At 70.0% G+C, this 13,664-nt stretch carries 14 protein-coding genes; 4 read left to right on the forward strand and 10 right to left on the reverse strand.

The window, feature by feature from the left end; all coding sequences use genetic code 11:
* Nucleotide 1: 1 nt before the first annotated feature.
* Nucleotides 2-1,792, forward strand: a complete 1,791-nt coding sequence (locus tag AB5I40_RS09460) for an APC family permease (RefSeq protein WP_370938067.1) — start codon at nt 2-4, stop codon at nt 1,790-1,792.
* Between the two features lie 207 nt (nt 1,793-1,999).
* Complete coding sequence (locus AB5I40_RS09465) at nt 2,000-3,148, forward strand: hypothetical protein (protein WP_370938068.1); 1,149 nt, start codon at nt 2,000-2,002, stop codon at nt 3,146-3,148.
* A gap of 58 nt (nt 3,149-3,206) precedes the next feature.
* Here the strand turns inward: AB5I40_RS09465 and AB5I40_RS09470 are convergent, their stop codons facing one another.
* Both AB5I40_RS09470 and AB5I40_RS09475 read right to left on the reverse strand, forming a co-directional pair.
* Complete coding sequence (locus tag AB5I40_RS09470; protein WP_370938069.1) at nt 3,207-3,557, reverse strand: darcynin family protein; 351 nt, start codon at nt 3,555-3,557, stop codon at nt 3,207-3,209.
* Between the two features lie 16 nt (nt 3,558-3,573).
* Nucleotides 3,574-4,455 (reverse strand): NAD(P)H-binding protein, encoded by an 882-nt coding sequence (locus AB5I40_RS09475; RefSeq protein ID WP_370938070.1) that lies wholly within the window; start codon nt 4,453-4,455, stop codon nt 3,574-3,576.
* 103 nt (nt 4,456-4,558) lie between these two features.
* Between AB5I40_RS09475 and AB5I40_RS09480 the strand changes: the two genes are divergently transcribed.
* Complete coding sequence (locus AB5I40_RS09480; protein ID WP_370938071.1) at nt 4,559-5,500, forward strand: LysR family transcriptional regulator; 942 nt, start codon at nt 4,559-4,561, stop codon at nt 5,498-5,500.
* Nucleotides 5,501-5,562: 62 nt separating this feature from the next.
* On the opposite strand, the gene AB5I40_RS09485 is transcribed toward AB5I40_RS09480, so the two are convergent.
* A complete protein-coding gene (locus AB5I40_RS09485; protein WP_370940484.1) occupies nt 5,563-6,612 on the reverse strand; it encodes an IS30 family transposase in 1,050 nt (349 codons plus the stop codon).
* A 536-nt stretch (nt 6,613-7,148) separates the two neighbouring features.
* Here AB5I40_RS09485 and AB5I40_RS09490 point away from each other — a divergent pair.
* On the forward strand, nt 7,149-7,781 hold the full coding sequence (locus AB5I40_RS09490) for an SRPBCC family protein (RefSeq protein ID WP_370938072.1): 633 nt from the start codon (nt 7,149-7,151) through the stop codon (nt 7,779-7,781).
* Between the two features lie 438 nt (nt 7,782-8,219).
* On the opposite strand, the gene AB5I40_RS09495 is transcribed toward AB5I40_RS09490, so the two are convergent.
* The 7 genes from AB5I40_RS09495 to AB5I40_RS09525 all read right to left on the reverse strand — a co-directional run bounded on the left by AB5I40_RS09495 (nt 8,220) and on the right by AB5I40_RS09525 (nt 13,637).
* Nucleotides 8,220-8,648 (reverse strand): MarR family winged helix-turn-helix transcriptional regulator, encoded by a 429-nt coding sequence (locus AB5I40_RS09495; protein ID WP_370938073.1) that lies wholly within the window; start codon nt 8,646-8,648, stop codon nt 8,220-8,222.
* The gene (locus tag AB5I40_RS09500; RefSeq protein ID WP_370938074.1) at nt 8,645-9,058 is read right to left on the reverse strand and encodes an SRPBCC family protein; all 414 of its coding nucleotides are present in this window, start codon (nt 9,056-9,058) and stop codon (nt 8,645-8,647) included. The genes AB5I40_RS09495 and AB5I40_RS09500 overlap by 4 nt, the downstream gene beginning before the upstream one ends.
* An 85-nt stretch (nt 9,059-9,143) precedes the next feature.
* Entirely contained in the window at nt 9,144-9,782 is a 639-nt protein-coding gene (locus AB5I40_RS09505; protein WP_370938075.1) for an HD domain-containing protein, read from the reverse strand.
* A 102-nt stretch (nt 9,783-9,884) separates the two neighbouring features.
* Nucleotides 9,885-10,838, reverse strand: coding sequence for a GlxA family transcriptional regulator (locus AB5I40_RS09510; protein ID WP_370938076.1), 954 nt, complete (start codon nt 10,836-10,838; stop codon nt 9,885-9,887).
* Between the two features lie 33 nt (nt 10,839-10,871).
* On the reverse strand, nt 10,872-11,030 hold the full coding sequence (locus AB5I40_RS09515) for a hypothetical protein (RefSeq protein ID WP_370938077.1): 159 nt from the start codon (nt 11,028-11,030) through the stop codon (nt 10,872-10,874).
* A 340-nt stretch (nt 11,031-11,370) separates the two neighbouring features.
* On the reverse strand, nt 11,371-12,540 hold the full coding sequence (locus tag AB5I40_RS09520; RefSeq protein WP_370938078.1) for an iron-containing alcohol dehydrogenase family protein: 1,170 nt from the start codon (nt 12,538-12,540) through the stop codon (nt 11,371-11,373).
* Nucleotides 12,537-13,637: a mandelate racemase/muconate lactonizing enzyme family protein gene (locus AB5I40_RS09525; protein WP_370938079.1), complete on the reverse strand. Its 1,101-nt coding sequence runs from the start codon at nt 13,635-13,637 to the stop codon at nt 12,537-12,539. Before AB5I40_RS09525 ends, AB5I40_RS09520 begins: the two co-directional genes overlap by 4 nt.
* Nucleotides 13,638-13,664 lie beyond the last annotated feature (27 nt).

Consider the following 13,664-nt stretch of genomic DNA (forward strand, 5'->3'; position numbering starts at 1 on the left):
GGTGACCGCAACTCTGTCCCGCCCGGAAACGCCGCGAACCGCCGACCGGCACCGGCTTTCCGTCGTCGGCGGCCTCGCCGCGCTGTCCCTCGACGCGATGGCGTCGGTCGCCTACGGACCCGAGGCGATCGTGCTCGTCCTGGCCGTCGCCGGCGGAGCGGGCCTCGGCTTCACGCTGCCCGTCACGCTCGCGATCGCCGTTCTGCTCGCCGTGCTGACCCTCTCGTATCGGCAGGTCATCGCCGCGTTCCCGGACGGCGGCGGCGCCTACGGCGTCAGCCGCACTCACCTCGGCCGCCGCGCCTCGCTGGTCGCTGCCGCGTCGCTGATCGTCGACTACGTGCTGAACGTCGCGGTGTCCGTCGCCGCCGGGGTCGCCGCGCTCACGTCGGCGTTTCCAGCGCTGCTGCCGTACAAGCTGTGGTTCTGCCTCGGCGTGCTCGCGCTGATCACCGGCATCAACCTCCGCGGCATCGCCGAGAGCGCACGGGCGTTCGTCGTGCCGACCGCGGTGTTCGTCGGCTCGATCCTCACCGTCGTCGTGGTCGGTCTCTTCCGCAGCACTCCGGCCGCGAGTGTCGCCAGCGGGCAACTCCCTAATCTCCAGACGGTAGGAATCCTGTTGTTGCTCAAGGCTTTCGCGAACGGCTGCGCGGCACTGACCGGCGTCGAGGCGATTGCCAACGCTGTCCCGTCCTTCCGCAAACCGCGCGTGCGCCGGGCGCAGCGGGCGGAGGTCGCGCTCGGCGGGCTTCTCGCGGTGATGCTGCTCGGGATCGCCGTGCTGATCGGAAAGTTCGCGATCCACCCGGTCGACGGCGTGACCGTGCTGTCGCAGGTGACCGCAGCGTCGCTCGGCAACGGTTTCGGTTACTACGTAGTGCAATTCTCCACCGTGGTCCTGCTGGCGCTGGCCGCGAACACTTCCTTCGGCGGGCTTCCAGTACTGGCGCAACTGCTCGCGAAACACAACAACCTGCCGCACGTTTTCGCCTTGCGCGCCGAACGCCAGGTATACCGCTACGGCGTTGGTTTCCTTGCTATCGCATCGGCGTTGCTGCTGATTCTCGCGAATGGCGACATGAACACTCTGGTACCGCTGTTCGCGATCGGCGTGTTCGTCGGTTTCACCCTTTCACAGGTCGGAATGGTGCGGCATTGGTTCGGCGCCCGCCCACGCGGCTGGCGCGGGAAGGCCGCACTCAACGGTTTCGGCGCGCTGCTCACCGGAATCGCCGCGATCGTCGTCACCGCAACGAAATTCGGCGAAGGCGGCTGGCTGATCGTGGTCGCGCTGCCGGTGCTCGTGCTGCTCATGGAATGGGTCCACCGCAATTACCGGCGCATCGGCGACCGTCTCGAACTCGGGCGCATCCCGCCCCCGCCGCGGCCCAACCGGTCGCTGGTGGTCGTCCCGGTCCACACGGTGTCGCGGCTGACTCGCGACGCGCTCGCTGCCGCGCTGTCGCTCGGCGAGCACGTCGAGGCCGTGTACGTGACACATCCCGAGGAGGAGGCGGCCGCGCGCGAGTTCGTCGAAGCGTGGGAGCGCTGGCATCCGGACGTCACGCTAGTCCAGCTGCACGACGAACGCCGCCGCCTCGGCGAGCCGATCGCGGAACACCTCCGCCGGCACGCCGGATGCCACGTTTTCGTCCTGGTCGCGGAGGTCGAACCGGAGCATTTCTGGCAGCGAGTCCTGCAGAACCGCCGCGGCGCGGTGCTGGCCCGGGTGCTGCGCCGCCGCTCGGAGGCGGTCGTGTGCCGGATGCGGTTCCGGGTCAAGGCTTGAGCCATTTCGCCCGGTTTTCCCGAATGCCCGGTTTCCCGGGGCGGGGGGCGCGTTGCCCGATAGTACTTTCGGCCGATGTCCGCAGGGCGAAAACCCGCCGAAAGGCGTGGGCCATCCCGGGGGGTCTTTCCCTCGCCCCGGTTCCGCCGCCCAAGATCGTCTTAGGGTTGGGCGTATTCGTGATCTTGGAACCGGAATGAGGGGCCCATGCGGAAACGGACCAGAATTCTCGGCAGAACGCTCGCGGCGGCAGGCACCCTCGCGGCGCTGACGGTCGCCACGGCCGTCCCGGCGATCGCGGCGCCGCAGGCGAAAGCGGCCGAGCCGACCTCGGTCGAACAGGACATCGCGCAGCTGTACCAGGACGTCGAGGACCTCTACAACGGGCTGCCCGCGAACGCGCTGCGCGGCGTCGACCCGCTGTTCGACTCGCCGGTGAAGCGGCCGGGCCAGCAGGCGCACGCCGCGCAGGGCCCGATCCCGGGCTGCACCGAGGGATCGCTGCTGACGTACGCGAACAAGCTCGCTTCCACGCTGACCCCGACCGAGGGCCAGGCGCTCAGCGCGCTGAGCGCGATCAGCCAGCTCTACACCCAGGCCGTCGCCAGCGACAAGACCCCGCAGGTTTTCGGCACCGACGGCCAGTACACGCCGCGCGCGGGCGCGACGATCGACAAGCTGCGCGGGTTCTGGGACATCGAAAGCTGGAACATCCAGCTGGTCGCCTGGAAGGGCACCGACCTGGGCAGCCAGGACCGCACGACGCAGACGTTCAAGCTCGGCCTCGACCCGAAGCGGGCCGCCGCGGCGGGCGCGCTCGCGACCAAGGTGCTCTACGAGGTCCCGGCCCTGCAGGGCGGCCGCAACCCGCTGCTGACCCTGAACGCGTTCTCCGCCCCGGCCGACAGCCTCGGCGGCAAGCGCGTCATGCTCGGCGACGGCCTGCTCGACGTGGTCAACCACCTTGGCTTCGACGACGTGTCGGTGGAAGCGGTCGTCGGCCACGAGTACGGCCACCAGGTCGACTTCGCGCACGACAACTACCCGCGCAACGAATCCTCCGAAATGGGCCCGGACGCGTACGGCGGCTACTTCGTCGCGCACGCCAAGGGCGAGGCGTGGAATGCCCGCACCCAGCAGGAGGTCACCTACCTCGATGCCTCGATCGGCGACTGCTTCCACAGCCACGGCACCCCCGACCAGCGCAAGGCCGCCGGCGCGTGGGGCGAGAAGCAGGCCGTGAGCCAGAACAACCCGAACCGGATCATCCCGTCCGCGAAGATGATCGAGAAGTTCCAGAAGGAATATCCGAAGCTGATGCCGCCCGCCACGGCGGCACTGGCCGCGGCGCACTGATTCTCTTGCGGTGAAAGGCCCCGTCTCCGCTTCTGGGAGACGGGGCCCTTTCGCGTGCTCAGGTGGCGATGGTAGCCAACGGGTCCAGGCCGTAGGTGCGGGCGTAACCGTTCTCGGTGCCGACGAGCAGGTCGACGACCTCGAAATACCGGTCCCAGAACGGAGTTTCCCGCAACGCGTCGATCAGCAGCTGGTAGGCGTGGTGGTCGTCGGCCTCCCAAACCCAGACGTCGGTGACCCGCGCGGAGTAGAACTCGGTGTCGTAGAAGCGCGACCGGACGCCCTTGGTTTTCGCCTCGATCGCCGGCACGACCTGGGTGGCGAAGGCGTCGGCCCGTTCCCGCGGGGCCAGGGCGAGCCATTCCGGCGTGGTCTTGACGAGCAGGAACGCGGTGACTGGCGTTTCCATTGCGGCTCCTTGGAGATCAGCCTTCGAAGGCGGGCTTGAGGATTTCGGCGCACCACTGTTCGAAAGTGGTCGGCGACGCGGTCTCCGCGGTGCGCGGGACACCGGCGTCGAGACCGTTGTCCTTGGCGTGCTTCATGTCCGCGATGCCGTGGACGAAGGTTTCGTTCAGCCCGTAGCCGACGAGCGTGCTGCGCAGGTCGTCCAGCGACTCGCGCTCGTAGCGGACCGGACGGCCCAGCTGCTCGGCCATGATCCGGGCGACCTCGTTGGGAGACAAGTCTTCCGGCCCCAGAACCGGGACGTCCGCGAACCCGGTCCAGGACCGGTCGCGCAACAGCCCAGCAGCGACCGCGGCGATGTCCGCGACAGCGACGAGCGGAGCCTTGCGGTCCGGGTCCAGTACGTCGGCGTAGACGCCCTTCTCCCGGATCGAGTCGACCTCCTCCAGCAGATTCTCGAAGAAGGACGGGTTGGCCAACGCCCGATACGCGACGCCGGTTCCCGCGATCAGCTCGTCCATCGCGAGCGACGCGGTGACGAGCCCCGCCTGATCGGCGACCGCCGTACCGCGCCCGAGCGCCGAAACGCCGACGACATGCCCGACCCCGTGCGCGGCGAATGCCTTCGCGGCCGGACCGGTGAAGCCGCTCCACCCGTCCGCCGGAGTCCGTGACGAATCCGGTGGGACAACCCAGAAAACGGCGTCCGCGCCCGCGAAAGCCCGGTCGACGACCTCCGGGTCGCCATGCGAACCGACGACGACCTCGACCCGCTCGCGCACCGAGTCCGGAAGCCGCGCGGGGTCGCGGACGATCACCCGCAGATCCTCCCCCGCGTCGAACAGCAGGCGCAGCACGCGGCTGCCGATGTTTCCGGCAGGGGCAGTGATGACGATCATGAAAACCTCGTGGATTAGACCGATGGGTACGCCCTCGATCCTGCTGAGCACGGCCGTGCTGCCACAATGGGAACATCGGCACGCAATCCTTGCCTGAACTGGAATGACCCTGGTGAACAGCCCGAACCCGGCGATCGACGCCAACCTCGCCGTCGCTCTCGACGCCTTGCTGACCGAGCAGAGCGTCACCCGCGCCGCCGCGCGCCTGCACACCTCGCCGGCCGCGATGAGCCGCACGCTCGCCCGGCTGCGGCGCATCCTGCAAGACCCGCTGCTGGTCCGGGCCGGGCAAACCATGGTCCCCACTCCGCGCGCGCAGTCCCTGCGCGAGGAGGCCGCCGCCGTCGTGCACAGCCTGGGCGCGCTGCTGAGCCCCGGCACCGTCGTCGACCCGGCGACCCTGCGCTCCACCTTCACGATCCAAGCCGCCGACCTCGTCGGCGCGGCGCTGGCTGTCGGCCTGCTGGGGCTATCCCGAGCGGAAGCCCCCGGCGTCTCCCTGCGAGTCCGCGCCGAGGAATGGGAAGCCGGTTCGGCCCTCCGAGACGGACGACTCGACCTCGAAGTCGGCTCCATCGACCACGTCGACCCCGAAACCCAGGTCGAAGAACTGCTCACCCTGCGCATGGTCGCCGCCGTCCGCCCCGGTCACCCCCTCGCTTCGGCCCCCTTGACCCCGGCCCGGCTCGCCGCCGCAGACCACGTCGCGGTCAGCCGCCGCGGCCGCTTCACCGGTCCGCTCGACAAGGCACTCGCCGAACACGACCTCCGCCGCTGCGTCGTGATCGTCCTGCCGAGCCACCTGGCCGCGATGACGCTCGCCGCACGCAGCGACGTCGTCTGCCTGATCCCCGCGTCGCTCCCCGGCGAGCCTCCGTCGCCGCTCACCGCCGACGCCACCGCGCTCGGTCTGCGACTTCTCGACATCCCGGTTCCGTTGCCTCCCTTGACGATCGGCATGGCTTGGCACCCGCGCCAATCCGCCGACGGGGCACACCGCTGGCTCCGCGACGCGGTTCGGCGGACGCTGCGCGCGCCCGGCTAGCCCAAGCCAAAGTCCGTGAGGGGAACCCTGAGGGAATCAGATTCCCTCAGGGTTCGGCGGATTCAGGTGGTGGTTGCAACGCCTGGTGTTTGTTGGTGTGAGAGTAGCGTGTTGAGGGTTTCGGCGGGGGTGTGCCAGCCGAGGGTTTGGCGGGGTCGTCCGTTGAGTTCGGCGGCGACGCGGTCGAGGTCGGCCCGGGTGTGGACCGACAGGTCGGTGCCTTTGGGGAAGTACTGGCGGAGCAGGCCGTTGGTGTTCTCGTTGCTGCCGCGCTGCCAGGGCGAGTGCGGGTCGCAGAAGTAGATCGCGAGCCCGGTGTCGAGAGCGATCTGCTGGTGGCGGGCCATTTCGGTGCCCTGGTCCCAGGTCAGCGACCGGACCAGCAGCGGCGGCAGGGTCTGGATCGCGTCGGTCATCGCGGTCGCGACCGCGGCGGCGTCGCGGCCCTCGGGCAGGTGCAGCAGCAGCACGAACCGGGTCGAGCGTTCGACCAGGGTGCCGATCGCGGACTTGTTGTCCTTGCCCAGGATCAAATCGCCTTCCCAGTGCCCGGGGACCGCGCGGTCGGCGGCCTCGGCCGGCCGCTCGCTGATGTTGACCATGTCCGCGATCCGCGCCCCGGGCCTCGCGCGGCGGGCCTGGGCCTGCCGGCGCGGGACCCGCAGCGCCCGCCCGGTCCGCAGCGCCGCGGCCAGTTCGCGGCGCAGCGCGCCCCGGCCCTGCACGTACAGCGACTGGTAGATCGTCTCGTGCGACACCCGCATCTCCGGCCGGTCGGGAAACTCCAGCACCAGTCTCGCCGAGATCTGCCGCGGCGACCACCGCCGGCCCAGCCCCGCCGCCACCGCCTCCCGCAGCACCGGATCCGCGGCCAGCTTCGCCGTCTTCGGCCGCTTCGCGCGCTGCTCCGCCGCGTGCTGCGCGCTGCTGGCCCGGTAACTGCCGGACCGGACCGTGTTGCGGGCCAGCTCCCGCGACACCGTCGACCCCGGCCGCCCGATCGCCCGCCCGATCGCACGCACCCCGTGGCCCGCCGCCCGCAGACAAGCGATCTCTTCCCGCTCGGCCAGACCCAACCGCACCGGCCCCGGCCGAGCGGGCGCATTCCCCATCACCCCGCCAGCTTGGCGGAACAACCGCACCCCCGTCGGCGCGGCAATCCCCACCGACCACGCCGCCGGCTTCACCGCCAACCCGGCCCGGACCCGCTCCCAAAACAACACCTGCACCGACCGCGGCAACCACCGATACTTCCGCACCACAACCCCACCCTCCAACAAGGCAGTGTTGCAACGACCCCATGACCCCAAGTTCCCCTCACGGCAGTTTCCCGGCTCGCGCTGCCGAGACAGGGCCTCTGTGCGCTTCCGGGCGAACTACGCCCTGGCGGACGCCCCCGCGCGCCGGGGTGCTGACCTGCGATTGCGCCGCAGCTCGTCCGCTGTGCTCATCCGCCCGGATCCCGTCGGGCCGCTCGGCGGGATCCGGGCCAGTGGAGCACGGCAGCGACCGCGCCGTCCGCGCACGCCGGCTCCGCCGCACCGACGCGCGTTAATGCCCTTCACTTTTTCTATTGACCTTCACCAGCGCCGAGCTATAGGGTTTCACCACAATTAATGGCATTAACATCGACAAGAGGAGAAGCCCCATGCGCAGCACCGGCCCGACCACCTCGCGAACCATTCGCCGCCACAGCCTGCGGACCGCCCTGCTCGCCGTCCCGCTGACCGCCGCCGTCCTCGGAGCCGCACCCGCCCAAGCCGCCACCCCTGGCACTGCTTCGCTGACCTGCCAAGGCAAAGGCGTCGACCAGGCCGCGAAAGCACGTCACCGGGCCGAAATTCTCGTCCGCGCGCCGCTGCACACGATCTGGGATCTGCAGACCGACGTGGAAGCATGGACGTCCTGGCAGAAACCCGCCGCCCCCATGACCGTGCGACGCCTGGATCCCGGCCCGCTGCGCAAGCATTCGCGGTTCCAGGCGACCGTCCACGTGCCCACCACTCCCCCGAGCACAGTGGTCATCAGCTCCACCGTCCAGCAACTTCAGCGCGGCAAGTGCCTCCGCTGGACCGGCCCCGCCGACAGCGCCGGGTACCACATCGACGGCACGCACGTCTGGACCTTCACTCCCGTCCGAGGCGGCATCCTGGTCCGTACCGAGGAAAGCCACTCCGGACCGCAAGCCGATCCCACCTCCGACATGGGCCTCGAAACCTGGCTCGCCGACCTCAAGACCGCCGCCGAACGCAGTACCTGCGACGGACCCCACCACCGCTGAGCCGCCATGGTCGCGCGGCTCAGGCCGCGGCCCGGCATCCGACCGGCCTGACTGCGGGCGGGCCAGACGCCACCGCCCTGAGCCCGCCCGCAGCGCCACCACCGGTCGGCACAGTCCCGAGCAGAACGCCCTCCGCCGACACCGCACCCAGACGACGACCAAATCGCCTCAGCAGCCCATCCGGGCAACGGCCAACTCGCCACTCCGCGCCAAGGCAACGGCCAACTCAACCAGCGGATCACTTCGCATCCAGGCGACGGCCAAGCCACCCCAGCAGCCCACTCCACACCCAGCCGACAACCAACTCGCCCCAGCGACTCGCTCCGCGTCCAGACGACGACCAAGCCGCCCCGGGCGGATCACCCGCACCCACGCAACGGCCAAACCACCCCAGCAACTCACCCCGCACCCAGCCGACAACCAAGCCACCCCAGCAACTCACTCCGCGTCAAGCACCGCCCGCAACGTCCGCAGCAACGGCTCGGCCTCCGCGCCGAACATCTCCGCGTCCACCCGTTCGACCGCGGTCACCGCCTGCCCCGCCAGGTCGCGGCCCTTCTCCGTCAACCGCACCAGTTTCGCGCGCGTGTCGCCGGAGTCGACCGTCCGCGTCACCAGTCCGGCCGTCTCCAGCCGGGCGATCACCTGGGACGTCATCTTGATGTCGGTGCCCGCCCGCGCGGCCAGTTCCTGCTGCCGCGGCGGCGCGCCGTGCGTTTCCATCCACCAGCAGCACGCGAGCAGCACGAACTGGACGTGCGTGAGACCCAGCGGTTCGAGCGTCTGCCGGATCCGCCGCTGCCACGCCAAAGTCACGTGCCACAGCAGGAAACCCGGGCTGTCCCCCGGGCCCGCGAACCGCGTCATCGCGCGGACCGCTCCGCACTGGCCAGCAAATCGCTCATGGCGACCGGGAAGTCCTCGCTGATCTGCGGTCCGAGTTCCGGGCCCGCTTCCCCCTCGATCTCCAGGCGATGCGTGACGCGCGTGCCGCCGCCGGAGAGCGGAGCGAGCGTGTGCCGGAACCGCAGCACCACCTCGCCGAAGCGCGTTTCGTCCTCGTAGACCTCGTTCTCGGCCAACTCCGTGATGCGCGAACGGAACGTGTCCTGCCCTTGCGGAGTGACAGACAGCTCGGTCCCCTTTTCGAACGGTCCGTGCAGTTCGAACCGGTCGCTGCGCTCGCTCAGCGGCGTACCGCTGTGCAGGTCCCGCAACGCCGCCCACACCGCCTCCGGGCTCGCCGAGGTTTCCTCGCTGTAGTCAGTGGTCCACATGATTGATCCTCCCAGTTAGTCTGCGCAGAGATTATCTGTGCGCAGACTAACTGGCAAGGCCCCCACCGAGCGCGGCGGTCGGCCGTCACTCCGGCCAGGCGCTCCCCTTGATCATCTCCACGAAGTCCGTCCGCTCGAACCCGGGATCGAAATAGGCGAGCACGTCGTCGTTCATGGTGCCGAACGTCGTGTCCGGACGATCGGCCATCCCGTCCCGGAACGCGCGCAGGATCCGGTTCTTGAAGTCCGGCCGCGGATGCGCCGCGACGACCTCCGCGCGCTGGTCGTCGGCGATCTCGGCCAGGCCGAGGCCGAGCACGTCGGTTTCCACGCCCAGAGTCACCACTGCGACCTCCGGGGCCAGCCGCAGCGGGACGTCCGGCGTCGTGTGCAGGGCGATCGCGAGCCAGACGTTCCGGGCGTCCTCCTCCGAACGGCCGTGGTCGAGGAGGAACGTCCGGGCGGCCTCGGCTCCGTCGAGTTCGAAACGGCGGTCGGAGGTCGCGTACCCGTCGGTGAGCCCCAGGTCGTGGAACAGCCCGCCGACGTACGCCAGTTCCGGATCCACCGTCAGCCCGCGCGCCGCGGCTTTCAGCGAACCCCACAGGAACACGCGCCGCGAATGATGGAACAACGTCTCGTCGGCGGCATCGCGCACCAACGCCGTCGCCTCGCGGACCAGCGCCGTATCCGGAATCTCGATCCCGGCGATCACCTCGGACACCACAGACCTCCTAGGGAAAAATGGGCTCAGCCCGAGTCTCGCCCGGCGAAGTCCGCGTTCCCACTGCGAAAACCGACAGCGTGCCCACAGATCCGGACCGGGTCAGGAGGCCGTCGTCTCGAAGCGGGCGCGGTACTGGCTCGGCGAGATCCCCAGGCGCGCCACGAAGACGCGCCGCATCGTCTCGGAGCTGCCGAACCCGGAGGCACGAGCGGTTTCCGCGACCCCGTGCCCCGCGCCGAGGAGGGATTTCGCGTGATCGAGCCGCACCTGCTCGACGTACTTCGCCGGCGTCGTGTCCAATTCGCTCGCGAACAGCCGCGCGAGATGCCGCGCGCTGACACCCGCCCGGGCGGCCATCGCGGACGCGCTGTGATCGAGCGCGGGCTGCGCCGAAACCAAGTCCGTCACCGCACGCAACGTCGGCGTGCTCGGACGCGGCATCCGCAGCGGTGCGGAGAACTGCGACTGGCCGCCCGGCCGCTGCATGAACATCACGAGACCGCGCGCGACGGTGCGTGCGAGATCGGGGCCGTGGTCCTGTTCGACCAGAGCAAGCGCCAGATCGATCCCCGCGGACACTCCCGCTGAGGTGAAGATGTCGCCGTCCCGCACGAAAAGCGCGTCGGGAAGCACCTCGACGTCCGGATACGCGCGAGCGAGCCGGGCCGCGTGCCGCCAATGGGTGGTGGCGCGCCGTCCGGACAGCACGCCCGCCGCGGCCAGCGCGAAGGAACCGGTGCAGATGGACACCAGTCGACCAGCACGCGGCGCGATTTCCCGGATCGCAGCGACCAGATCGGCGGGCACGCCGTGCTCCACCAGCCCGTCGCCGCCGGCCACCACGACGACGTCCGGATCCGGTGCCGCGGCGACCGTCCCGTCGACCGGCAACCGGACCCCCACCGACGTCGCCGCGGCCGCTCCGGACGGCGACCGGTAGCCGATCGAGTACCCGGCCCCGGCGAGATTCGCCTCGGCGAACACCTCGGCGGGCCCGGTCACGTCGAGCATCTTGACGCCGTCGAACACGACGAAAACCACGCTCGCGCCCATGATCCGACCTCCGGGGCCCAGCATGGCAGACCGTCAGGCGGACGCGAACCGGAGCAGCGCCGCGTCGTACTGCGCGCGGTCGAACCGGAAGGGCCCGAACCCGCGGTAGTCCCGTTTCCGCCGGTGCGGTTGCGCGAACGAATCCCACACGACCTCGTCACTGGTCGCCGTGATGCGCGCCAGCAGCCCCAATCCCCGCAGGCGCAGGCGAGCAGCGGGGTTTCGCCTTCCTCGAAGTCGATCCCGTGGAAGTGCTCGGCCGTCGTGCCGCGGAACTGGCCCGGAATCAGGCCGCCGTAGGCACCCCCGGCCGGGGACATGCCTTCAGCGAGTTCGAACCGGTCGACCAGCTCGGTGAGCGCGACGTCGTCGACATACGGCACCGCAACCGGACCGCCCAGCTCGCCGGGCGGCTGGAACTCGAAGCGAAGCGTGGCCACCGCCCGGATTATTCACCCCGGCAACGCACTCCGCGCCACCGCACCCAGAAAAAGTCCAGCACTCGGATGTCCGAAGGGTTCCCCTCGCCGGACTACCAGGTCGCGCGAAGAATCCCCGTCACGTCCGCCGCCGACACCGCGCGCGGGGTATTGGCGAGCACCCCGTCCGCCAGGGTGTCGGCCACCAGGTCCGGCAGATCTCCTTCGCCGATACCGAATTCCCGCAACCGGCCGGACAGTTCCACGTCCGCGACCAGCCGTTCGACCGCCGCGATCGCCGCTTCCGCGTTGTGTGCAAACGATTTCCTCGCATCGGCGACGCCCAGTGGTTCCGCCAATCGTGCCAAGCGTTCCTCGCGCACCACGCGGTTGAACCGCAGGCATTCGCCCAGTACCAAAGCCAACGCCTGGCCGTGCGGCAGGTCGAACCGGCCGCCCAGCGAGTGCCCGACGCCGTGCACCACGCCGAGTCCGGTCGTCCGCATCGCCAGGCCCGCGGTGTGCGCGGCCAGCATCAGGTTCGCGCGCGCCGCCAGATCTGCCCCGGAGGAAACCGCGCGACGGAGATTCTCCGCGACCAACCGGACGGCTTGCAGGTCCAGACCATCCGCCCACGGATTCGGCCGGGCGGAGAGAAATGACTCCACCGCATGGGTCAGGCAGTCGATTCCGGCGGCGGCAGTCGCGCGCGGCGGCAGGCTCAGCGTGAGCGCCGGGTCGAGAAGCGCATACCGGGCAAGGCAAGTCGGGCCGCCCAGGTAGCACTTGCGCTGCTGCCGCGGATCGGTGATGACGCCGAGGTCGTTGCATTCCGAACCGGTGCCGGACGTGGTCGGGATCGCCACGATCGGCAATGCGGGCACCAAATCTGTCGAATCCTCGGTGCTCCAGCCCAATTCAGTAGCCGGACGGTCGTTGACCGCGGCGAGCGCGATCGCCTTCGCAGCGTCCAAAGCGGACCCGCCGCCCAGCGAAATCACCGTCTCAGCACCGGCAGCACGCACGAAGGCACTGCCCGCGTCGATGTCGTCGATGGTCGGATTCGGGTGCACCTCGGAGAAAACCTCGACCGCCAAACCGTCTTGCCGCAATAACTCCGAGGTCTGCTCCGGCAACGGCGTCGCGACCAATCCCCGGTCACTGACCACCACAACTTTCCGCGCACCGATCGTCCGGACCAATCGCGGCAACTGCTCGACAGCACCAGCGGCGAAGGTGGCAGCCGGGTACGGGCCGATTTCGATCGCCGGGATCTCGGTCATGACTTCCTCCCGAACCGTTCCTCGTCGACAGCGACGCCCAGCCCCGGCGCGGACGGCACGTGCAGCAGGCCGCCGGCGTCGATGTCCACCGGGGCGGCGAGCAGGAAGTCGCGCCGCTGCGGCGTCCACACTGGTGGGTCGTAAGGGAATTCCAGGTACGGTCCCCCGCCGACGCCCGCGGTCACGTGCAGGTTCGCGAGCAGGCCGAGGCCGTTCGACCAGGTGTGCGGCGTGTAGAGCCGGTTGCGCGCCAGCACCAGCTCGGCGAGTGTGCGGCCGCGCAGCATTCCGGCGGCGAGCGCGACGTCCGGCTGGTAGACGTCGAGGGCGTCGGATTCCACCAGATCCAGCAGCTCGCGGAAGGTCCGGACCATCTCTCCCCCGGCGACGCGGATCCCGGTGTCCCGCACCGCGCGCAGACCGGGCCGGTCGTCCAGCGGCAGCGGTTCTTCGAGCCAGAACACGTCCAGTTCGCGCAGTTCCTCGGCGAACCGCCGGACCGCCGCCGGGTCAAGGGACGGCCGCACGTCGCCCGGCATCCGCCACGCCTGATTCAGGTCGGCCATCAGCGTCATCTCCGGCCCGACCGCCTCGCGGACCGCTCGCATAGTGGCGATTCCACCGGCGAAATCGTCCGCGGCCAGCCGGATCTTCGCCGCCCGGAACCCTTCCTCGCGGATCCCGGCCATGACCTCGGCCCGCTGTCCGGCGGGCAGGATCCGGCCGGTCGACGCGTACGCCGGGATCGCGTCCGCCGCGCCGCCGAACAGCGTCGCGACCGGGACGCCGAGCACCTTCCCGATGACGTCCCACAGCGCGATCTCCAGCGGCCAGTAGCGCCCGGCGTGGAACGCGATGGTCTCCAGCGCCCGCACATGCCTGCTGATCGCCATCGGATCCTGGCCGAGGAACAGCTCCGCGTACGGCTCGAAGCCGGCCATCGTGTCACCGGAGCCGTAGCCCACCACGCCCTCGTCGGTCACGACCTTGACCACCGTCGCGTCGAACCGCGTGCGCGGAACCGGATCCCAGGCGGCGTCGAACGGCGGATCGAGCGGCAGCGTCCCGGGCAGCAGCTGGATGTCGGCGATCTTCACTCCCCGGACGGTAGCCGCGGATTGACG

This window comes from Amycolatopsis sp. cg13 (genome assembly GCF_041346965.1).
Classification (GTDB): domain Bacteria; phylum Actinomycetota; class Actinomycetes; order Mycobacteriales; family Pseudonocardiaceae; genus Amycolatopsis.

What these genes read in the sequence shown, in the direction of transcription:
- AB5I40_RS09465 (WP_370938068.1), top strand. Translation starts at nt 2,000, where the DNA reads ATGCGGAAACGGACCAGAATTCTCGGCAGAACGCTCGCGGCGGCAGGC.
- AB5I40_RS09470 (WP_370938069.1), bottom strand. Translation starts at nt 3,557, where the DNA reads ATGGAAACGCCAGTCACCGCGTTCCTGCTCGTCAAGACCACGCCGGAA.
- AB5I40_RS09475 (WP_370938070.1), bottom strand. Translation starts at nt 4,455, where the DNA reads ATGATCGTCATCACTGCCCCTGCCGGAAACATCGGCAGCCGCGTGCTG.
- AB5I40_RS09480 (WP_370938071.1), top strand. Translation starts at nt 4,559, where the DNA reads ATGACCCTGGTGAACAGCCCGAACCCGGCGATCGACGCCAACCTCGCC.
- AB5I40_RS09485 (WP_370940484.1), bottom strand. Translation starts at nt 6,612, where the DNA reads ATGGGGAATGCGCCCGCTCGGCCGGGGCCGGTGCGGTTGGGTCTGGCC.
- AB5I40_RS09490 (WP_370938072.1), top strand. Translation starts at nt 7,149, where the DNA reads ATGCGCAGCACCGGCCCGACCACCTCGCGAACCATTCGCCGCCACAGC.
- AB5I40_RS09495 (WP_370938073.1), bottom strand. Translation starts at nt 8,648, where the DNA reads ATGACGCGGTTCGCGGGCCCGGGGGACAGCCCGGGTTTCCTGCTGTGG.
- AB5I40_RS09500 (WP_370938074.1), bottom strand. Translation starts at nt 9,058, where the DNA reads ATGTGGACCACTGACTACAGCGAGGAAACCTCGGCGAGCCCGGAGGCG.
- AB5I40_RS09510 (WP_370938076.1), bottom strand. Translation starts at nt 10,838, where the DNA reads ATGGGCGCGAGCGTGGTTTTCGTCGTGTTCGACGGCGTCAAGATGCTC.
- AB5I40_RS09520 (WP_370938078.1), bottom strand. Translation starts at nt 12,540, where the DNA reads ATGACCGAGATCCCGGCGATCGAAATCGGCCCGTACCCGGCTGCCACC.